General features: G+C 56.3%; 10 protein-coding genes. 3 read left to right on the forward strand and 7 right to left on the reverse strand.

Features of this window, described 5'->3' with window-relative positions; genetic code table 11:
- Window positions 1-209: 209 nt before the first annotated feature.
- The 7 genes from ABEA92_RS02180 to ABEA92_RS02210 form a co-directional block, all read right to left on the reverse strand.
- Complete coding sequence (locus ABEA92_RS02180; protein ID WP_425572390.1) at window positions 210-6,284, reverse strand: SdrD B-like domain-containing protein; 6,075 nt, start codon at window positions 6,282-6,284, stop codon at window positions 210-212.
- A gap of 215 nt (window positions 6,285-6,499) precedes the next feature.
- Window positions 6,500-7,567: a WD40 repeat domain-containing protein gene (locus ABEA92_RS02185; RefSeq protein ID WP_345682152.1), complete on the reverse strand. Its 1,068-nt coding sequence runs from the start codon at window positions 7,565-7,567 to the stop codon at window positions 6,500-6,502.
- A 321-nt stretch (window positions 7,568-7,888) separates the two neighbouring features.
- On the reverse strand, window positions 7,889-10,156 hold the full coding sequence (glgB, locus tag ABEA92_RS02190) for a 1,4-alpha-glucan branching protein GlgB (RefSeq protein WP_345682153.1): 2,268 nt from the start codon (window positions 10,154-10,156) through the stop codon (window positions 7,889-7,891).
- 183 nt (window positions 10,157-10,339) lie between these two features.
- Window positions 10,340-11,044: a ribonuclease H family protein gene (locus ABEA92_RS02195; protein ID WP_425572391.1), complete on the reverse strand. Its 705-nt coding sequence runs from the start codon at window positions 11,042-11,044 to the stop codon at window positions 10,340-10,342.
- A 405-nt stretch (window positions 11,045-11,449) separates the two neighbouring features.
- Window positions 11,450-12,904 carry a glucose-6-phosphate dehydrogenase gene (gene zwf / locus ABEA92_RS02200; RefSeq protein WP_345682154.1) on the reverse strand — a complete coding sequence of 485 codons (1,455 nt, stop codon included), beginning with the start codon at window positions 12,902-12,904 and terminating at the stop codon, window positions 11,450-11,452.
- A gap of 135 nt (window positions 12,905-13,039) precedes the next feature.
- Window positions 13,040-13,531, reverse strand: coding sequence for a flagellar assembly protein FliW (fliW, locus tag ABEA92_RS02205; protein WP_345682155.1), 492 nt, complete (start codon window positions 13,529-13,531; stop codon window positions 13,040-13,042).
- A 113-nt stretch (window positions 13,532-13,644) separates the two neighbouring features.
- Window positions 13,645-15,600 (reverse strand): flagellin N-terminal helical domain-containing protein, encoded by a 1,956-nt coding sequence (locus tag ABEA92_RS02210; RefSeq protein ID WP_345682156.1) that lies wholly within the window; start codon window positions 15,598-15,600, stop codon window positions 13,645-13,647.
- A gap of 260 nt (window positions 15,601-15,860) precedes the next feature.
- Between ABEA92_RS02210 and ABEA92_RS02215 the strand changes: the two genes are divergently transcribed.
- From ABEA92_RS02215 to ABEA92_RS02225, 3 genes are all read left to right on the forward strand, one after another.
- Complete coding sequence (locus tag ABEA92_RS02215) at window positions 15,861-16,487, forward strand: tellurite resistance TerB family protein (RefSeq protein WP_345682157.1); 627 nt, start codon at window positions 15,861-15,863, stop codon at window positions 16,485-16,487.
- A gap of 254 nt (window positions 16,488-16,741) precedes the next feature.
- Window positions 16,742-18,025 (forward strand): 6-phosphofructokinase, encoded by a 1,284-nt coding sequence (locus ABEA92_RS02220; RefSeq protein WP_345682158.1) that lies wholly within the window; start codon window positions 16,742-16,744, stop codon window positions 18,023-18,025.
- A 516-nt stretch (window positions 18,026-18,541) separates the two neighbouring features.
- Window positions 18,542-21,670, forward strand: coding sequence for a secretin N-terminal domain-containing protein (locus ABEA92_RS02225; protein WP_345682159.1), 3,129 nt, complete (start codon window positions 18,542-18,544; stop codon window positions 21,668-21,670).
- The last annotated feature ends 85 nt before the right edge of the window (window positions 21,671-21,755 follow it).

A 21,755-nucleotide genomic window follows, 5' to 3' on the forward strand; every position in this document is an offset into this window, starting at 1 on the left:
AGTTGCGTAGGACCGTGGAAGCCGCATTTCAGAAATCCGAAGCTTCACCACGGCGGGTAGCCCAAACGCTACAGACCGACCAGACCGACCTGCAGCAGCATTCCAGACCGCGAACCGCTGCTCGCGGTTTACACGCGGTCGGAGATCGCAGACCGCAATGGGCCTGCGCTAAATCGGCACTGGCTAACGTTGGCCGCCATTGGGCTGCGTTAGGCTGCTTCGTCGTAGTACCCGGCCTCGTCACGGCCATCGCCGTCCCAGTCGCCGACGACGGGTTGGCTGTTTCCGCTCGGCCGTGGCACTTCGATTTGAAGATCGTTACCGGTGATCTTGCGATCGCCATCGGTATCGATGATCCACACATCGCCGCGAACGACTCCGATTTCGTCGATTCCGTCCCCGTTAAAGTCACCGACGATCGGTTCGTCTCCGGGGCGTCCAAATTCGACTTTTTCGTCGTCCTGGGTCCAGCGTCCATCACCGTCGGTATCGAGCATCCAAGTGCCACCGCGGAAGACTGCGATTTGATCGATCCCGTCGCCGTTCCAATCACCCGCGATCGGGGTGTCGACTTGTTCACCGTATTGGAACACGTGATCGACCGCGTCGGCCCGCAGATTGCCATCGTTTCCGCGACGCAAAAATCGCTCGCGATCCTCGCCACGATCGTCGACATGTTTGGCCAAGGCTTCGGCGGACAATTCGCGACGTCGTTTGTTTTCGGGATCGGGAAGCCCGGGATCCTTTTTGATACGCTGGGGGTCGCGATGCCATTGGCGACCAAAGATCGCCACATCGTCTTTACCATCACCGTCCCAGTCGCCTACGACGGGACGATCCAGTTCGGTCCCCAGTTTGATCCACATGTCCCCTTCGTCCCAACGGCCATTGCCGTTGAAATCGACGAACCAATGTCCGTTGACGAACAACACCGCTTCGTCTTTGCCATCGCCGTCAAAGTCACCGGTCAAGGCCACGGCATCGGCTTCGCCCATGGTCAAACGATCGGCAATTTCCATCATCTCGCCATCGGCGTTGACGATCACCCAGCGACCAGAGGTATGTTCACCCTCGGTCCAATTCTCTTGCATCGTGGTTGCACCGACGGTCTTGATCACCGCCGATCCATCTTCGGCCGATCCCCCAGGGAATCCACCGTTGATCACGCTAAGGTGCCACGACACGGCCCATTCGTCGTCAGCGACCATGGGACGACGGAACGATTGAAGCTCGCCAAACCCGACCAAGCGAATTTGTGGATCGAAGGTTTCAATCGGGGTGTAAACTTTGACGTCTTCGATTGGATCTTCGATCAATTGCGGGATCGCAGGTTCGGTGATCGCGATCTCGCTAAAGTTATTGCTGCGACTTGAACCGCCGGCAGCCAAATTGATAAACAGAATCGCGTCATCACGTGGATCCGTCGCTTCGCTCAGTGCCAACGTTTGCACACGGATGGCGTCGTCTTCGGACAACGCATCCGCCGGATTCACCGCAACCCCGCCCGTCGAACCGGCTGTATCCAAACCGTCAATGTAATTTTCAGGTTGCACCTGATAAACACTGTAGGTACCTGGACGAAGACCGGTAAATTCGTAGTAGCCAAACTCGTCCGTCGTAACGCGGATCACGCCATCGGGATAGACGCCGGCAAGTGCTCGATCGGATGTAAAGGCTTCGCCAAGAACGTTTCTTAGCTCCAGCGTCACTCCGCCGATCAAAATGTCATCGTCGGTCAACAACCCGTCTTTGTAGTCACGCAGGTCCTCGGCACTCGGTGGCGTATTGGTTGGAATCGCCGAACCATCTTGGAACACATAGCCCGAGATGGTTGCCGGTGGGACTTCGGGGAAATCATAGTCAACGGCGTTGGTGCCGCCGGTCAGTTTGATGCCACTGATCAGGTCATCCGCCGTCACGGCTCCGCCGGCCGACCCGGCAACCGCCCCACCGTCAAATAAATCGGTGGGCTGATGTTCATAAACCGAGTAGGTGCCCGGTGCGAGGTTAGCAAACCGGTAGTTACCGAACGCATCGGTTCGCGTTTGTGCAATTCGATTGCCCGCTTCGTCCAACAGATCGATCAAGATATTGCCGAGCGGAATGTCGCCCGAATTGAACACACGGTCTAAATCGGTTTCCTTCCACACCGAACCTGAAATGGTCGACGGTTCGCGTTCGCAGAAGTCGTAATGGACGACGTTGGCCCCGGCGACCAAATCAAGTGCCATGTGATCGTCGCCGATCACTTCACCTCCGCCGCTTCCGATACTCTGCCCGCCTTGGAAGAAGCCATCGGGTTGAATTTCGACGATGTGATAGCGTCCCGGTGGCAGGTTGCCGAAACGGTACAATCCGCTGGCGTCGGTTGTCGTTTCGGCGATCCGATTGCCATCTTCGTCACGCAGTTCAACGCGAACCCCGGCGATCGGTTTTTCACCTTCCTCATACGTACAGTTGCCGTTGCTATCGACGTGCACATAGCCGCTGATCGAACCAGGCAACAATTCGCCAAAGTCATAATCGACGATGTTGCGACCGGTAGCAAGAGTCACCCCCGTCAAGTCATCCCCGAGGATGGTTCCGCCGCCGCTGCCGATGTGCTGGCCGCCTTGATAATACCCTGCGGGTTGATGTTCAAAGATTTGATAGTCGCCTGGGGCGAGTCCATCGAATCGGTAGCGGCCGTTGGCATCGGTCACGGTCGAGGCGATCACCTTTCCGTTTGCGTCGCGCAAATCGACCTTCACGCCTGCAATCGTCGCTTCCTCGGAATCACGTTGCAAATCGGCGTCAGCGTCGATATAGACAACCCCGCTGATCGAACCGGGTGGCAGTTCACCAAAGTTGTAGTCGACAACATCCCGTCCGGCGGTCAGCGTCAATCCGGTCAAGTCTTGATCGAGAATCGTGCCGCCACCGCTGCCGATATGTTGAGCCCCTTGGAAGTAACCGCTCGGTTGTTGTTCAAAGATTTGATACTTGCCCGGAGCGAGCCCTTCGAACAGGTAACGACCGTTGGCATCGGTGACGGTGGTTGCCACGATAACGCCTTGCTCATTTCGCAGTTCGATCGTCACATTGCGGATGGGGCTTTCACCGGTATCACGCTGAAAATTGCCATCCGCGTCGATATAAACGACACCACTAATCGATCCCGGCGGCAATTCACAGAAATCGTAATCGACGATATTGGCACCCGCCAACAAGGTCATTCCGAGCAAGTCCTGATCCAACACCACCCCGCCGCCGCTGCCGACGACCTGGCCGCCTTGGAAGAACCCATCAGGCTGCTGTTCAAAGATTTGGTATTCGCCCGGCCGTAGTCCTTCGAAGCTGTATTGACCTTGGGCGTCGGTGGTCGTACGTGCCAAAACTTGACCGTTGCCGTCTCGCAGCTCGATCGTTACCCCGGCAATCGGATCTTCGTCGGGATCTCGCACACAGTCGCCGTTGCTGTCGACATACACCACCCCGCTAATCGACCCTGGCATTAGTTCGCCAAAGTTGTACTGGGTCAATCGATCGCCCCAGCCGATCGGGATGCTCGAAATGACATCGTCGACCGAATCATCGCCCCCGTTACTGCCGGCTTGTTGTCCTCCTTGCAACCATCCGGTCGGCTGCATTTCGCGAACCGTATAGGATCCGGCGGGCAGATAGGTGAACCGGTAAGCTCCGTTGGCATCGGTACGAGTGGACGCTACTTTTTCGCCATTGCTGTTGAACAATTCCACCAGCACGTTTCCGATTCCGGCTTCGCCCGCGTCACGACGATTATCGTTATCACGGTCGTCATACACCACGCCGCTGATTTCCGCAGGTGGGCGTTCACAGAAATCGTAGTCCACGGCGACTTCGGCCGACGCCAAGGTGATTTGGCTGATCCGGTTCGGTGGATTTGCCACACCGCCCGCTGAACCGGCGTGAGACGTGCCTTCGAAGTAGCCGTCCACTTCGCCTTCGATCACGGTGTACTGGCCAGGCGCGATGTTGGTGAACGAATACTTGCCCTCGGCATTGGTCGTGGTCCGAGCGACCTCGTTTCCGTTGGTGTCGAGCAAACGGATCACGACGCCCGACGGAGTGACTTCGCCTTCGTCGTAATCACAATCGTCATCGGCATCGACATGCACACGGCCCGAGAGCGTTGCGCCGACCAATTCGCCAAAGTTGTACTCGACTCCGGATTGACCTTGCTTCAATTCGATATCGATCAGCGAGTCGCCGTCGCTTCCGAGTCGTCCGATGGGCGTCCCCGAGACGGTGCCGGCGGTGTCTTTCCCGTCGTAGTAATTGTTCGGTTGCGTTTCGACCAAGCGATAGACGCCGGGCACAATCCCTTTAAACTCGTAACGTCCATTTGCATCGGTGACGGCGGTGGCGACAACCTTGCCATTTGAATCGATCAATGAAACCGTGGTTCCAGCGATGCCTTCTTCGCCTCCGTCGCGTTTACCATCATCGCTGCGGTCGTGATAGACGTAACCGCTAATTGTGGCCGGCGCGATTTCACAGAAGTTGTATTCAACGCCGCGTCCATTGGCGGTCATCGTGATCTCTTGGATCAAACCACCACCCACGGCGGTCCCCGACGCCGAACCATCCACACGACCAACATGCGCACCGCCATCAATCAGTCCGGCTGGCGTGTATTCAACGATCCGATAGTTGCCGATCGGCAGCTCGTCAAACTCGTAACTTCCGTCGGCCGCCGTGCGTGTTTCGGCAATGATCGTGCCGAAGGAGTCTTGCAGTACCACACGCACGCCTTCGAGCGGTTTGTTGCCCGGCGCGTCGTGCGGGCCTTCACAATCTTCGCCGGGTGCTACCAAGTACACAAAACCGGTGATCGATCCAAACGGTGTTTCGCCAAAGTTGTAGTTGACCCCGGCGCTGGATCCGGCCAACACGATGTCATGGATCGCATCGCCAGGGTTGTCGGCTCGTCCCACGACGCGGCCATTGATCGTTCCGGGCGTATCAAGACCATCGTTCAAGTACGCAGGCTGGTCGACTTCGATGACTTTATAGGTCCCCGGAGCCAAACCGTTAAACGAATACGAACCGTCCGCCGCAGTGGTTACGGTAATCGCCGACTGAGCTGAAATGGTGTTGATTGGAACCAATTGCACGCGAACACCGGCGATGCCGGTTTCACCAGCGTCTTTTTGGCCGTCGTTATCGTCGTCACGATAGACGTAGCCTGACACCGATGCCGCTTGAGCTTCGGCGAAATCGTAACGCACCGCGTCAGTATCCCCGAGCGGAATATCGATATCCGCCAACACGTCGATCGATTCGACACGTCCGCTGGCAACGCCATCGACGGAGCCTGGAATGGCACCGACGCTGAACAATCCATCGGGTTGGGTTTCGACAATTCGATAGCGTCCGGGGGCAAGTCCCAACGCGCGAGGGAAAACGTATTGTCCATCGCCATCGGTCGTCGTGTGATGCCCGGTATCGACGTAACGATTGGTCGCTTCGTCCCATTTGAACAGCGAAATCGTTACCCCACCGACGGCCGCTTCGCCGTTGTCACGGGTTTTGTTCAAATTGTTGTCGAGCCAAACTTGGCCGGCGATTGAAATTGGTTTGGCGATCTGGCCGGTCGTCGCCACCGCGGCAGCCGATCGGTTCGGACGGCTATCCACGCCGGTCCCTTCGTCGGGCGGCAAGTTCAGTTTGTAGTCCGCGTTCGGATCGCCGTAGTCGTTCAGAAAGACCGCATCGGCATGCGATGTTTCGTAGTGGGGCGCATTGAAGGTGGCTTCGAGAATCGAATCCTGGAACTCTTGCCCCGATGCGATCACATCCAAACGGCTATTGAATTGATCCAAATCCGGCAGGTTGCGAAGCACTTCGTCGACATCGATCGTGAACTCCAACCGGTCGCCGGCGCGAAATCCCGACAACCGCAGTATCAATTCCTGGCCGCCATCTTCGACTTCGGCGGTGGCTTCGACCGTATGCCCATCGGCCGTCAGAATACGCACGATTTGAAAGTTGTGCGCGCCGTTCTTGCCACGGCCACCGAGTTCAGTGTCGTAGATCAAATCGCCAACGGTGATCCCATCGCCGTCTTTGTCAGTGCGGATTCGTAGCTCGCTCAACTCGGTGCCCTCCGCACCGCCGGTGAACGACAAGATGAATCGGTCGCCTCGCGAGTCACTGCCGACGTCTTGGTCCGATTCCAAATAATCGGTCTCGATATAGACGACGCCGACGTGAATTGGATCGGCCGCGAACAATCGACGACTCTCAAGCTTTTCGGACGTCAATATTCGTCGCTTGACGTTCTTGGTCCGTGTACTGCTTTGGATCGATCGGCTGCGTTTTGATTTCCAAATCACCCGAGGCACCTCCGTGTGCGATGAACAAATAGGATCGTCTTTCGCTTCCGCGAGAGAAACGATTGAGCATACTTTCGCAAAGCGAAAAGCGACTCATGATGGGTTGTTTTTGTCGTTGGCTAAGCGTTTAGCTTGAGCGTCGACTAGCGTTCAATGGGAAACGTTCCCTCGGCGATGCGGCTGTCCGAACGATGCAGTTCGTCCAAACTCCATCGTCGCAGCGTGGCGTCATACCCACCCGAAAACAGGCTGCCGCCGGTTGCGGTCAACGTAGAAACCGTCCCCACATGTCCCTCGAGCCGGTGTCGGATGACGCCGGTATCGGTATTGACGATGTGAATGACGTTATCCGACCCCGCCACGGCGATATGTTGACTGTCAATCGTTGCAATCGCAAACAGCCGACCTGACGTGACGGCAATGCTGTGAATCTTCTTTTGATTCAACGTGTCGTAAACAGTGACCACCCCATCTTCGGCGACGGTGATCACATTATTGCTATGCGGATGAAACGCAATGTCACGAATCCGGGCGGAATGCAAGTGCGGTTCGGCGATCAGATTCCCCGATTGTGGATCAAACAGATGCAAATCCCCACTGCGACCTCCGACTGCCAACACTCGCATATCATCGCGATAAGCAATGCTGCGAAGGTCGTTACAATCGCACGAGAATTTGGGAGTTTCGTTGCCAACGGCGCCAATGATGAACACCTTGGGATCGAACCCGACCGCGGCAATCTTGGTTCCGTCCGGTGAAAAGCACACACACGCTAGCGCCGGAGTCCCCTGCATCCGCTGGCCGATTTCAAACGATCGTTTGCGGTCCCAGAGGATCAATTGCCCATCGTTACCGGCCGAAACAAGCGAGTCGCCGGTATTGTCAAAGGACAAAGTGCGGATCAGATCTCGGTGGCCCTTGAGCGTATGCTGCACCTTGAGCGTCGCGACATCGATGATGCGAATCCCAAAATCGTCACCTGCGGCGGCCAACAATTCACCGCGAGGATCGGCGGCGACCGCGGTCACCAGCGGCGGCGACGTACGATCCCCGATCGGTTCCAACCGGATCACCCGGCTTGGGAACGACGGATGCCCCAGTGCATTGGCAATCGCTGGCGTTTCGGCTAGCAAAACATCCGCAGTGCTCACGGCGATCATCGCCGTCGTGGCGGTGGCAATCCAAGTCCGGCGTGAAACACAACGCGGCATAGCTGATCCCTCAAAAACGAACGAGTAATCCAGGGGCGAGGACGCAGCATCCATTTCGTGTTTCACCACGAAGTGTACAAATGTCGCCGAAACGTTCGACATGGCCGCGCATAGACCCAGTTACTGTCTAAATCGGCAGTCCGAAAAACCGTCATGAACGGAATAATCGGAAAAGTCGAATTTGCGGGAAGGCCTCACGCATCTAGCGATGCTAGCCTCGATCGCTTGCCTCGACGGCATCACTTTCGTCGATCGCCCGAGGGCATCTGCCACGATCTTGGCAGACGCCCCGTTCGCGTTCGTCGCTTGTGCCCTGCCAGCCTACTCTTCCAAGCGGAACATCACGGTTCCCAACGGCGGCAGGTCGACCGAGATGCTGTCGGGACGTTCGTGGTGCCCTTCGCCGAACGTTTTGCGGCCTGGGTAATTGCCGACATTCGATCCACCGTAGGCTTCGCCGTCGCTGTTGAAGATCTCTTTCCAGAAACCACTCGCCGGCACCCCGACACGATAGCCTTTGCGAACGACGGGGGTGAAGTTGCTGCAGATTAAGATTGGCGGTGTCCCCTCGAGTCCCTTTCGCAGGTACACCAGCGTGCTCTCATCGGCATTCAAGCAATCGATCCACTCGAACCCATCGCCGCTGAAATCGAGTTGATGCAGTGCAGGATTTTCGATGACCAATTTGTTCAAATCGGCGACCAACTGCTGCACACCTCGATGGGTCGCGAAATCCAACAGAATCCAATCGGGACCGTCGTCGTGGTTCCACTCGGTCCACTGAGCCAACTCGCCTCCCATGAACAACAACTTCTTGCCCGGGTGCGTCCACATGTAGGAGTACAACAAACGCAAGTTGGCAAATTTCTGCCACATGTCGCCTGGCATCTGGCTGATCAACGAACCCTTGCCGTGCACGACTTCGTCATGCGACAGCGGCAACATAAAGTTTTCGGTGAAGGCATAAATCAGACTGAACGTCAATTCGTTTTGATGGTACTTGCGATGAATCGGTTCATTGTGCATGTACGACAACGTGTCGTTCATCCAGCCCATGTTCCATTTGTAGGTAAATCCGAGTCCGCCATCGTCGACCGGTCGTGACACGCCGGGCCACGCGGTTGATTCTTCGGCCGCTGTGACCACGCCTGGGTATTTCTCGTGAATGGCCGTGTTGAATTCACGCAAAAAGTCAATCGCTTCGAGATTCTCGCGGCCACCATACTGGTTCGGAATCCACTGGCCTTCTTCGCGGCTGTAATCCAAATACAACATCGATGCCACCGCGTCCACGCGAAGCCCGTCGATGTGATACTTGTCCAACCAGAACAACGCATTGGCGACCAAGAAGTTGCGAACTTCGTTGCGGCCAAAGTTAAAGATCATCGTGCCCCAATCCGGATGCTCTCCTTGGCGTGGATCGGCGTGTTCGTACAACGGCGACCCGTCAAAACGACGCAGCCCATGTGCGTCTTTGGGGAAGTGCGCGGGCACCCAATCGATCAAAACGCCGATGCCGTGCTGGTGCATGTAATCGACGAAGAACATGAAATCTTCGGGGCTGCCGTGACGGCTTGTCGGCGCGAAATAACCAACGGTTTGGTAGCCCCATGAACCCGTGAAAGGATGCTCACTGACCGGCATCAGTTCAACGTGCGTGAAATTCATGCGATGACAATACTCGGCCAAACGGCGAGCCAAGTCACGATAATTTAGCCAGCCATGGGTTCGGCCTGGGCCTTTCTGCCAGCTGCCCAAGTGCACTTCGTACACGTTCATCGGCTCGTGCAGCGGGTTCCAATCGCTTCGTCGATCGATCCACTTGTTGTCCGACCATTGGTACGAGTTCAAGTTCGCGACGATCGACGCCGTCAATGGCGGCAACTCGGCTGCCAAACCGTACGGATCGCTCTTGTCGACCCACGAACCATCGGTGTTATGGACTCGGAACTTGTAACGATCGCCCACCTTCGCGCCAGGCACAAACAATTCCCAGATGCCAAGGTTCGGATGAATGCGGGCGACATGTTTGCGTCCGTCCCAGCCATTGAAATCGCCGACCACTTGAACCGATCGGGCATTGGGTGCCCAAACGGCAAAGTTCACGCCTGGTTTACCGTCGACAGTGCGAAGCTGGGCCCCGAGTCGTTCGTAGAGCTCGTAGTGCTTGCCTTGGCCAATCAGATAATTGTCAAAATCGGTCAGGATCGACGGCGCGGCGTACGGGTCGTTCATTTCAATTGTTTCCCCGGATTTGTTGGTCATCTGGATGCGATACTTCGAGTTGGCAATAGTGTGAACACGCGACTGATTCTCCTTTGCATCTTGGCCCGTTGCCAGCGTCGCGTCGACCATCGGGTCGCAAATCGCTTCAAAAAAGCCTGCCGGATGAATCCGCCGCATTGCACGTCGCTCGCCGTTTTGGGGATCAATCACCCAAGCTGCCTGAGCTTCCGGCAAAAAGCTGCGAACCGCCGTGGCCGCAGTTCCTCGATAGTCAATCGGATGAGGTCCCAGTAGACCAGAGGGGTTTTCGTGGGTTCCGTTGATCAACTTCGAGATCGACGATAGCGAAACTTGTGTGTGCATTTGGGATACCGAAAGACGAAAAAATCGGGTTGATGGGTGAATTGTTCTGTTGAAAAAAGGGACGTCTCTCGCTTTGGACGAGAGACGTTACGTATCGAGCTTGGCGAAGCGGCGGTTGCACCAAGCAATCATTTTGGCCGCGGCGGGTGGGCTGTGCGGCCAGCCCACCACCGCCGTCTAGCACTAGGAATCGAGCAAATCAGCGGTGCGAATTCGCCGCCGCGCCGGAGCGCTGCCCGATGATGCTCCGCCGCCAAGTAGCCATTGGCGAAGCCGATCGTTCGGTGGCTTGATTCGCGGAGCGGGGGCTGCCGAGGCATGTGCCGAATCGACTCGAATCTGAACCCCATCTGCGTTGCCCTGGTTCTCGGCCGGCCGCCGATCGGGGCTGACCAGCCGCGACGAAACCAAACACGCTTCGACACGATGGATCTGCAACGCTCGATCGATTCGTCGCCACAGGTCAGCATGTTGAACATCAATCCGACGCCCAAAATGCTCCCACACGAAATTGTTCTCGCGCCATCGAGGCAGCGAATCGGTGAGCGAGCGAATCAGATAACGATTGTTGCTGATCAGCGTGACCGTCGACGCACCTTCGATCGCTTCGAGTCCGCGAACGGCTGCCAACAACGTCAATCGGTTCAAATCGCCGACCTCGTTGTCTTGCGCTGAAAACACCGGTTCACCACCGGCGGTCTCTAACGAGAACTGCCAAAAGCCGTCCATCAGCGTTGTGGAACGCGCTTCACAAACCAGCAGGTATTCCGAAACGATATTGTCACTAGGTATTTCGACGTGGCCATCAGCGGGCAACATCTCTTTGGCGACGCTCTTGACAGTGCCAAGCACTACCGGAGGCGTCGTCGCATCAATTGATTGAAGCATCACGACTGGGGTTTCCAACAGGATGGGTCATAGGGTCTGGGTCGATCATGCCTTGATCTTTCCAAAACCCGACGAATTGGGAGTTTCGATCCATCAAGCGCACCGAAGCGTCGAACATGCCAACATCGCACTCATGCGATGCTTGCAAACGACGGGGTGTACTTGAGGGTTCGGCAAACTCGACCTAGCCGCCAAACTTTGACTGCTGGAAAAAGTCAACCTGGTTTCTAACACGCCGCTATGAATCGCGCGACCGTGATAACCGGTAGGGAAGGGGAGTGGGGAGTGAGGAGTGAGGAGTGAGGAGTGAGGAGTGAGGAGAGGAGGAGAGGGGGAGACAAGGGGACAAGGGGACAGGGAGGACGGGCTGCTGAAGGGGCAGCCCGTTAGTAGAAACGCGGGGCTTTAGGAGAGGACGGGGCAGACGTCGAACCATTCGCGTTTTTGACGATGCATCCACTCGCCCGCTTCGGTCGGCCCCCATCCTCCAGGCTCGTAGGTGAACAAGTCCGGAGCGGCGGGGCTTTTCCATGCCTCGATGATCGGATCAATGATCCCCCACGCCAATTCGACTTCATCACTGCGGGCAAACAGACTGGCGTCGCCGGTCATCGAATCCAACAGCAAGCGTTGGTATGCATCGGGCATCGACGTTCCACCGGGGGCTTGGCGGAAGCTAAAGTCCAACGTGCTCGTTCGCGTCTTCATTTCCGAATCCGGCACCTTGGTTTCGAAATGCAGCTGGATCCCTTCGGCCGGTTGCACTTGAATTACCAATCGATTGCCTAGCGGCGAACGCGTTTTTTCTCCGAACAAAATGTGAGGCACATTTTTGAACTGGATGACGATTTGCGTGGTACGGCACGACATGCCCTTGCCGCTTCGCAAGTAGAACGGAACGCCTTTCCAACGCCAATTGTCGCAGTACAACTTCAGCGCCGCAAAGGTTTCCGTATGGCTGTTGGCGGGAACGCCTTCTTCTTGCAGGTACCCTTTGTATTGACCTCGCACGGTATTCACCGCGAAATCACTACCGGTCATGCGGCGAACACTGTGCAACACCTTGACCTTTTCGTCACGCACAAGCGCCGAATCGTAACGCGCCGGCGGTTCCATCGCGGTGATCATCATCAATTGCAAGATGTGATTTTGGAACATGTCACGCAGGATTCCTGACGTGTCATAATATCCAGCGCGACGACCGATCACGACTTCTTCGGCCACCGTGATCTGAACGTTGTCGACATAGTTGCGATTCCAGATCGGTTCAAAAATGCTGTTGGCAAACCGCAACGCAAAGATGTTTTGAACCGTCTCTTTGCCCAGATAATGATCGATACGATAGATCTGGTCTTCACGAAAAACCGAATGAATCGAACGATTCAATTCTTGAGCCGTTTTCAAATTGGTCCCAAATGGTTTTTCGATGATCACGCGGCGGAAACCGTCGCGGTCATCGGCCAACCCTGCGGCACCAAGCTGCTTGATTGCTTCCTCGTACAACTGAGGCATGGTCGACAGATAATAGACCCGGCCGGTGTGAGCTTCGGTTTCGATCGAACTTAAGAATTCGCCGAGCTTCGTAAAATCACCGGCCTCTTTGATGTCACCGGCTTGATAGAAGACGTTCTCGCTGAACCGATTCCAGATTTCCGCGTCGAACGATTTACCGGCGAACTTTTCGGTCGTCGTGCGAAGTGCATCCCGCCACTCCTCATGCTCAAAATGACTTCGCGATACCCCCACGATCCGAGATCCCTCGGGCAGGCGATTCTTTTTGAACAACAGGAACAGTGCCGGAATCAGCTTTCGGCTGGTCAAGTCGCCCGAAGCGCCAAAAATAACGATCGTGTGAGCCATGCTTCGTTTTCCCCTGCGGTGTCCGTGCTTGCGGTGCTCAAAGGTTCATGCGTCAAACAACGAACGCTTGACGTGATAGGCACAGCTTAAGGGACGAAGGGAGCTTCAGGAAGATCAGGCCGCACGCGAGTACAGTTAGGCAGCCCGGCGCTGTGGCGATAGCGCGGCTTTGATCTCTTCCGTCTTGGTCCCGGCGGGTTGCGCCGTGGTGGCGGCGATCTGCAGCACTTGTTGGATCGGCAGATCGTTATCGGCGATCACTTGGCAACCGAGACGGTGATCCAAGTTCAACAAAATCGGAGCCCGCAGGTTTGTCGTGACTTTGCCTTGACGTCCCGAAACGGTCGTCATCACATAGAGTTCTGAACCGGGGCGAAGATGCAAGCTGCCGAGTTCCCGGCGGCTGATGTGCACGCGATACTCCGAGAAAAACGCTCGCGGGCTGATCAGCGGAATGGCCCGATCGCCTCGCGAAGCACTTTGCAGCCACGCCACCGATGCACTCTCGGGGTCAGGCAGCAACGCCCATTGGCGAAGCGTTTCCATTCCGATCAATCCTTGAGGGAAAAGAAACAACTCGTCCGCGTTGATCTGCAACGTGCCAAAACGATTCGTATCGATTCTCATGTCGTTTCTTTCCCGATTTCCAGTTGGTCTTATGGACAGAAAGGTCGGTCGAAGACCTGCCAATCTCTTTATCGGCTCGCCCCTCGGCAAAATGAAACAATTCGGAAAAATCGTTACAAGTAGTTCAAAACGGTCAATTGTGAAGTCTGTCCGATGATTCGCATCGACGCTTCTAAAGCCAATTGCCGCTGACTCAAATCGCTGATCACGGTCGCCAAATCGGCGTCCACTTCGTTGGAAAGTTGTTCGGTCAACTGGATCACGTTGGTTTCGGTGGACGCCTTCATATCTTGCAGGTTCCGCGTCCAGACCCCGATTTTGCCTCGCGTCTGACTCGCACGATCCAAATCATCGTCCAATCGGGCCTGCAGGCGTTCGATCTCCACGACGTCGTTGTCACGAATGGCCGTTTCGAGTCGCAGCAGCGTATCAAGGGCGCCACCGGCGTCTCGCGGCATGTAATCTTCGCCGGCAATCTGGTTCACACTTCCGACCGTTTCGCCAAAGGCTTCGATTTCGCCTTCGGGGATCAAACCGAGCCGTGTTCCCGCATTACTCAATTGCGGTTGGCGAATCGACATCGGATTGGCTCCCGGCGGAGCCTGCAACTCGATTCCGTTGCCAACGGTATTGAGACCGACCAACACACGGGCGGCGTCTTGATTGTTGGGGTGGTTGCGAATCAGACCAATCACATCCTCAATGGTCTCGGCCCCCTCGAGATCCAATTTCAGCTCGACACCATCGGGCCGGGTGATCACCAAATCCTCGCTTTGCGTATTGAGCACGACGCCCCGGCCACGGCCGAGCTCGTTCAGCGTCGTCAGTTCGGTCGCCGATCGGATCCCCAAGGCGCGAGCGGCGTTGCCACCGTTTTCGCCCACTGAATAATCCACCCCGCTTCGCAAGGCACGCAATTGGATACTGCCGTCGGCCTCATTCAATTCCGCATGCACGTCGGCACCGCTGCGATTGATCGCGATCAAGACGTCTCCCACCTTTTCAGCGTCGCTTAGATCGATCGAAAAACTTTGATTTCCCTGCTTGATCGTCAGACCACTGCTCAAATCCACTCCGACGCCGGACGCCAGATCGTCGATCTTGGTTTCCGTGGTCAATCGAGGTGCGAGACGGTCTCCGGTAAGCGGCGGTGCCTTCAATCCGCCGGGATTCGAGATCGATAGATCACTCGCCAACGTACTGCCCTTGGTGTCTTGGATCGCCAACGTTCCGGGCAAATCGTCGGCATATTTGATCTCGATCGAATCGTTGGCGATTTTCACGCTCAGCGGTCGTCCTTCTAATTTCACTTGCGACAACACATCGACCACATCGCCGATCGTCGACGCGTTGCTGAGGTCGACCTCGACCGTGCTGTTGCCCCCCGACAACTCAATCGCGCCCGCCGCGACCCCGGCGCCACCACGCATGTCGACCAAGCGGGTATCGTAATCAAGCGCCGCACCGAGCGGTTCTCCCTTTAGAAAGACGCCGTTGGTCCCGAGCGAATCCGACGCGGTGACATTGATATCGGATAACTCGCCGCCCCCAAGCATGGTCTTGCCGACCGCATCACGTCCGGAATAGACGATATCGTTGTCGACGTAGCTGTACGCGTTTCCGCCGTTCAGAATGCCGCCGAGCAGTTGTTGGTCGCGGAACATCGCGTTGCCGGCCGTGTACACGCTGTTGATCGCTTCACGAATCGTTAGCGCCAATGCTTCGCGTTCATCGTCGGAATTGATCGTATTGGCGCCCTCGACCGCCGTCGCTCGCGCGGTGATCAACGCATTGTCAATTTGCGACAATGCGGTGTCGGCCGAATCGTAGTAGCCGATCGTCGATTCGGCATTTCGCACCAATTGGTTGCCACGATCGATCGTGCGATTCAGCCCGAGTGCCCGGTTGGCTGCCGCCGGATTGTCCGAAATTTTTAAGACACTGCGTCCCGTCGACAATTGATCGTACTGACGCTGCAACGCCAACTGATCCGCGTTCAGCTGGAACATCAACCGCTGGTTCATCAGCGGGGTGCTGGTGCGATTCGCCGAGACGGGAAGAATGGCCATGATGTGCTAAATTGCCGCGTCGATTGCTCGCCGCTTCCGCGTAAAATGAAATCGGTAACTCCACTCGTTCTCGTCTGTTATCGGAACTCTTTCTAAATTAACGCCAGTCAATCCGTTGCGATCGCTGTAATCCGTCTTACCGTCACCATCATGCTGGCAAAACAATGAGCCAATTCACGCTATTTCGCCTATTGTGACACCGTGCATCGTGAGACACCGTCAGTTCTGCTGTTACTCTATTTTCCGCATTTTCAAAAAAAATGATTCTGATCGGCACCATGAACCTGACGCGGACGCGTGATCGAGGCAATTTTTACTGCCCGACGTGCCGCACGCCGCAGCCGTTTCGCCTGCGAGCGAGACGACCTTTTTTGACGCTCTACTTCGTCCCCACGGTGCCGATTGGTGCTGCCGAAGAATTCGTGCAGTGCGATAGTTGTCGCAGCACCTGGGACACCAGCGTGTTGAGTATGGATCGACAAACGCACGAAGCGACGATCGAGTCTCAGTTTCGCGACCAAGCGATTCGTGCGGCCGTTTTGGTCGTGCTGGCCGATGGCGAGATCAGCGAAGCCGAGATCGAGGCCCTGCAAACGATCGCCAACGATTTGCTCGAGCGACCGATGGACCGCGAGGAACTCGGACGTTTGTGCAGCATCGCGATGGAAAACAAGGTGCTGGCGAAAAACTACGTGCTGACGATTTCGCGAGGATGGAACCAAGATCAACGGATGCGAGCATTGCAGGCGATGTTTCTTGCCGCGTCGGCCGAGGGAACCCTGCAACCCGAGCAAATCGCGATTCTGTCGGACATGCGCGAGATTCTCGAGTTGACCGACATGGAATACGAAGCGGCAATCGAAGAAGCACTGCAGTGGCAAGCCTAAATCGGGGGCCAATCACACAGACGATCAGGGGGGCCGCCAGCCGCCGATCCTCAACGAAGGATGCGTTGGCGTTATCGACACCGCAGCGGCAACATTGTGCCCCGCATGCGTGTTTGCGGGCATCGCGGTGGTGACGCAACCAGCCTCCCATCTTGGCGAATGCTCAGGGATCCCTAAAATCGGCGGTGCACGATGTGAAAGAATCGGTCTTTCTCGCTCCCCGACCTGCCCTCAAACCTTGACGAAATCACTCCATGCCCAGCAAACATACCTTGGATATCAAACGCGTTGCCATCTTGTTTGCGGGGGGTCCCGCTCCGGCTGCCAATGCAGTGATTTCGACTGCCGCATTTTCGTTCCTCGAAGAAGGGGCCCAGGTTTTTGGAATCAAGCATGGTTACAGCCGTTTGGCCGAATACACCGCCGCCGGGCCGCTGCAAGAGGGAACCGACTACATCCGGTTTTCTCACGATTCGCTGACAAACGCGCGTAGCAGTCGCGGAATCATGATCGGCACCGCCAGAACCAACCCTGGCAAACACGTCAATTCGCCAGCCCATCTGAAAGACCCTGAGTTGGTGGCCCCGCTGCGACGAGTCTACGAAGGTCTTTGTTCACTCGAGATTGATGCGTTGATTTCGATCGGCGGCGACGACACGCTCAAGACTGCGAACAAACTGAAGATGTTCCAGGACAATCTGCCTGCCGACGCTCGTCGATTCCCGATTGTGCATCTGCCTAAAACGATCGACAACGATTATTCGGGCATCGATTTTACGTTTGGATTCTTCACCGCCGTGGAAACCTTGGCCGAAGAAATTCGCAACTTGAACTTTGACGCCGCTGCCGGCCGCTCCTACTTTCTTTGCGAAGCGATGGGACGTAGCGCCGGATGGCTCGCCTATGGAGCCGCGATTGCGGGCGAAGCCAGTATGGTGCTGAGCGTCGAAGACATTTGTGGCGCGTTGGCTGATGAAGAGATCATCAATCACGAAACCGGCGAGTCGCGAAAAGTGATGGCATTGGACCGAGTCGTCGATCGCATGGTCGACATGATGCTGGCCCGCGAACGCGAAGGTCGCCAATATGGCACGATCGTGATCGCCGAAGGGATGGCCGAATACCTGCCCACCAAATACCTCGAAGGGGTCAGCCGCGACGATCATGGACACATCAATATCTCGTCAATCAATCTGTCGACGATGATCTCGAAATTGGTTAGCGAGCGTTACAACGAGCGAACGGGCAAAACCCGCAAGGTCAACGGATTGCAACTCGGGTACGAAGCTCGTTGCGCCCCGCCGCAGGCCTACGACGTGATGCTCGGATCGCAATTGGGCGTGGGTGCCTACCGAGCGCTCGTCGAAGAACGACTCAATGGCGTGATGGTCTCGGTTTCCGGCCAGTTCGATTTGCACTTCGTCCCCTTCAGCCAACTGGTTGACCCAGAAACGCTGGTTACCAAAGTGCGGTTCATCGAGCAGAACAGCGACTTCCATCGCTTGGCTCGTTTCTTAGAAACCTGTATCGACAACTAATCCGCGGCCGCCGCCAATCAAGCAGCCGCCAATCAGGCTGCAGCCCGTGAAAACGAGGGGCGACAAGCTGCATTCTGCGGTTTGTCGCCCAAAGCCAGCGAAGTCGGCGATGACGCTCGCCAGAGCATCAACAAGCGTGGATTATCGCCAGCCCTCGCAAATCACCACCTTCTGGCGCAGGTAGCTACCCCCAAAGATGCTTCACGGCATTTTTTCTTCTAGGGTTGATTCTCATTTCCCCTGCGCGGAACTCCGTAAATTCATTGTTTCCGCTAGAAACTTCTGCGAAACCGAGGGGTTAAAAGCATCAGCTGAGTTCCGAGTGGATGTCCGTATAATCGGTGCGCCCGCCTTAAAACCTCTATTCTGGGCCGTTCCACCAAGGCTTCACACGAGGAATTTAGCGAATCGTGATTAAGATAATCGGGTGGCGAACCGGTAGAGTGCCGCCCACAGCCAAAATCGCCCGCTTAGAAAAATAGTGGCCTCCTCTTCCACGGAATCGTTTTTTCGAGCATGAAATACTCGCTCTTTTTCATTACCGTCGCGTTTGCTGTCTCGGTCGTGCCCCAGGTTTCGGCTCAGCAGCTCAATCCGCTTGATTCCAACGTCGATTCATCACCGGCACAGGTGCAATCGCAATCTGACCCCGCGGACAGCGGCGATGAGGCAACCGATTCGCCAACACCGCAGCCGACGGAACCGGTCGCAGAGTCCGAAGCGGCCTCAGAAACCGAGACGGCCTCTGTGTCAGAGGCGTCTCCCGAACCGACGGCTGCCGCGGAACCAGACGACACGGCGACCGCTCCGACGGCGATTGCGGCGGTCCCCAACAGCCAATCTAGCTCGCCGGAGACCCCCAATCGCGGCACCAACGATCCAGCGACGAGCCAAGAAAAATTCGTCTTCAATTTCTCGGGCGCAAGCTGGAAGGACGTGTTGGAATGGTTCTCCGAGCAAGCCGATCTCTCGCTGCAAATCGACCGCTTTCCTACGGGGTCGGTCAACTACGTCGATCCAAGTCGTTCGTACACGGCTGCCGAAAGTTTGGATATCCTGAATCGCTTGCTGCTCGATCGCGGTTACGCGTTGGTCCGTCGCGGCCGCATGCTGCTGCTGATTGATTTGGAAGTCGAAAACGCTGCAAATTTAATCAGCGAAGTCGCCGAGCTGATCACCTTGGACGAATTGGATGACCGCAGCCGCAGTGACATCGTTAGCTGTGTCTTTCCCTTGGGCAGTTTAACGCCCGACGCGGCAAGACAAGAGATCGCACAACTGGTCGGTCCATGGGGACGCACCATCGTGCTCGATAGCGCCCGTCAAGTCAAAGTCACCGAGACCGTTGGCAAATTGCTTGCCATTCGTCAATTGCTCGAGAATGCCCGCGAGGCAGATTCAAACATTGTCGAAATCGTGCTCGAGCATCGTGGTAGCGAAGAGATGCTCGAAATCGCTCGCCCGCTGATCGGACTGGATCCAGGCCAAAATGCCAATGATGAGATCCGCATTTCCTTGGGACTGTACGGCGAACGTATCTATGCGACCGGATTGCCTGGCAAAGTCGCCTTGCTGGAAAGCATCATTAAAAAGGCCGACAAACCACTCGCCGTTGCTGATCCCAATGGCCAAACCGAAGTCGCGTTGCCGGTATTCGAAACGCACCCGGTCAAGACTGCAGATTCGACCACGGTCTTTGACGTGCTGCAAACCTTGTTGGCAGGGACTCCCGACGCTCGCATTGCAGTTGACCCAAAAACCAACGCGATTGTTTCCTTTGCTCGTCCGGAAACGCAAGCGATGATTGCAGCTACGATTGCAAAACTCGAAGGCAACGGCCAGGACTTTAAAGTCATTAACCTTCGCCGTCTTGATCCCGCGCAAGCGTTGTTGACGATCAACAAATTCTTTGGGGTCACAGCCGAAGGCGGCACCGGACCAATCGTCGATGGCGACCCCGAAACAGGGCGTTTATGGATTCGTGGAACCACCGATGAAATTGCCATGATCGAGCGATTGATCGGTGAACTCGAAGGCGAAGACGTGCTCGGGTCGATGAGCGAGAAAGTCCGTGTTTTGCCTTATACCGGCCAAGCGGCCGAAGACGCACTTCGCCAAGTCCAAAGCGTATGGTCGACGCTGGGACGCAAAAACGACATTCGCACAATCCGCACTTCGGGATCGTCATCGTCCTCGGGTCATCAAATGCCCGAACGACGAGTGCACCCTCCGCAACCCAATGACAACGACCAGCCTAGCTATGATTCGGGACCAACCGAGGATCGCGTTCCTCGGTTACCAATCGACAGTCGCACCGGAGTCCGATCCGGCCGCGGATTGGATTACCAATTTGTCACGGCGCCCGCTGCTAACGATGACGCCGAAGCTCAGCAAAGCCCGGTTTCCACCTCCAACACCATTTCGCCGGACAATCGCTCGTCGTCCTCCGACGCCTCTTCTCCCGAAGTTCGCTTTCAATACCAAGGTTCGGACATCGTCATCCAGTTTTCACCTGCGGGGATGATCGTTGCGTCAGAGGACACCGAAGCGCTCGATGCATTCGAAGCGTTAATGCAATCGTTTTCGTCATCGGCCAGTGTCCAGTCGGATTTGCCAACCATTTTTTGGCTCAAGTACGCCAAAGCGGACGCTGCCGCCGAATTGATCGCGACGATCTTGGGCGGGATCGATAGCGGCATGTCCGCCATCTCGGATCCGCTCGGTGGATTAGGCGGACTCGGTGGCGGAATGATGGGACTGCTTGGCATGGGCGGCGGCGGTGGTGGCGGCGAGGAATCGTCGGCGAAATCGATTTTGACCAGCACCGGATCGGTTAGCATCGTTCCTGATGCTCGCTTGAACGCATTGATTGTTCAAGCCAACGCCATCGACCTTGAAACGATCGAAATCATTTTGCGAAAGATTGACATTCAAGAAAGTCCCGAAGAGATTGAGATTGTCGCCAAACCAGCCTTGATTCCCGTGATCTACCAAGACGCCAAAAGTGTCGCCGAAGTGGTCAAAAGTGTGTTTGCCGACAAGATGGCATCGGCGAACGAATCAGGCCGCGGTGGTGGCGGTGGCGGTCAGGCAAATCCGCAAGACATTATCGCGGCACTTCGTGGCGGGGGACGCGGAGGTCGTGGCGGAGGTGGCGGCGGCACCTCGACTCAAAGTGAGCCTGCCAAAATTACCGTTTCCGTTGACGAACGCAGTAATTCGCTGATCGTCACCGCGACACCTCAAGATTTCAACCAAGTACGCGATCTCGTTCTGGCCTTGGACGAGGGTGGCATGCAGACCGAAGAACGCGTCGAAGTGGTCACGCTCAAAGGGGACATCAAAGCTGATATTGTCAAACAAGCACTCGAATCGATCCTCGGAACAAGTGTCAAAACGACGAGCTCGTCCACCGATTCGAAATCCAGTAGCAGCTCGTCAACATCGTCCAGTAATGGCAATTCGAGCACACCGAGCTCCGACGACATCCAGCGCCGAATCGAAATGTTTCGTGCACTGCGAGGCGGCGGGGGCGACACCGGTGGCGGCCGTACCGGCGGTTTTGGCGGCGGTGGTCGAACCGGCGGCGGTGGAGGTGGCGGTGGACGCACCGGCGGTGGTGGCGGCGGCGGTCGCGGACGCTAACCCCATCCCCCAAGGAACCTCACGCATTTGTTCGCAGAGGGTGAAATGAATTCTTCTGCGAATTGCGGTACACTTAAGCAGCATC

Source organism: Novipirellula caenicola (assembly GCF_039545035.1).
GTDB classification, from domain to species: Bacteria; Planctomycetota; Planctomycetia; order Pirellulales; family Pirellulaceae; genus Novipirellula; species Novipirellula caenicola.

Bases quoted from the DNA above. Each gene is read 5' to 3' on its own strand.
- ABEA92_RS02185 (WP_345682152.1), bottom strand. From the start codon at position 7,567: ATGCCGCGTTGTGTTTCACGCCGGACTTGGATTGCCACCGCCACGACG.
- ABEA92_RS02215 (WP_345682157.1), top strand. From the start codon at position 15,861: ATGATTCTGATCGGCACCATGAACCTGACGCGGACGCGTGATCGAGGC.
- ABEA92_RS02195 (WP_425572391.1), bottom strand. From the start codon at position 11,044: ATGCTTCAATCAATTGATGCGACGACGCCTCCGGTAGTGCTTGGCACT.
- ABEA92_RS02210 (WP_345682156.1), bottom strand. From the start codon at position 15,600: ATGGCCATTCTTCCCGTCTCGGCGAATCGCACCAGCACCCCGCTGATG.
- ABEA92_RS02225 (WP_345682159.1), top strand. From the start codon at position 18,542: ATGAAATACTCGCTCTTTTTCATTACCGTCGCGTTTGCTGTCTCGGTC.
- ABEA92_RS02220 (WP_345682158.1), top strand. From the start codon at position 16,742: ATGCCCAGCAAACATACCTTGGATATCAAACGCGTTGCCATCTTGTTT.
- zwf (WP_345682154.1), bottom strand. From the start codon at position 12,904: ATGGCTCACACGATCGTTATTTTTGGCGCTTCGGGCGACTTGACCAGC.
- fliW (WP_345682155.1), bottom strand. From the start codon at position 13,531: ATGAGAATCGATACGAATCGTTTTGGCACGTTGCAGATCAACGCGGAC.
- glgB (WP_345682153.1), bottom strand. From the start codon at position 10,156: ATGCACACACAAGTTTCGCTATCGTCGATCTCGAAGTTGATCAACGGA.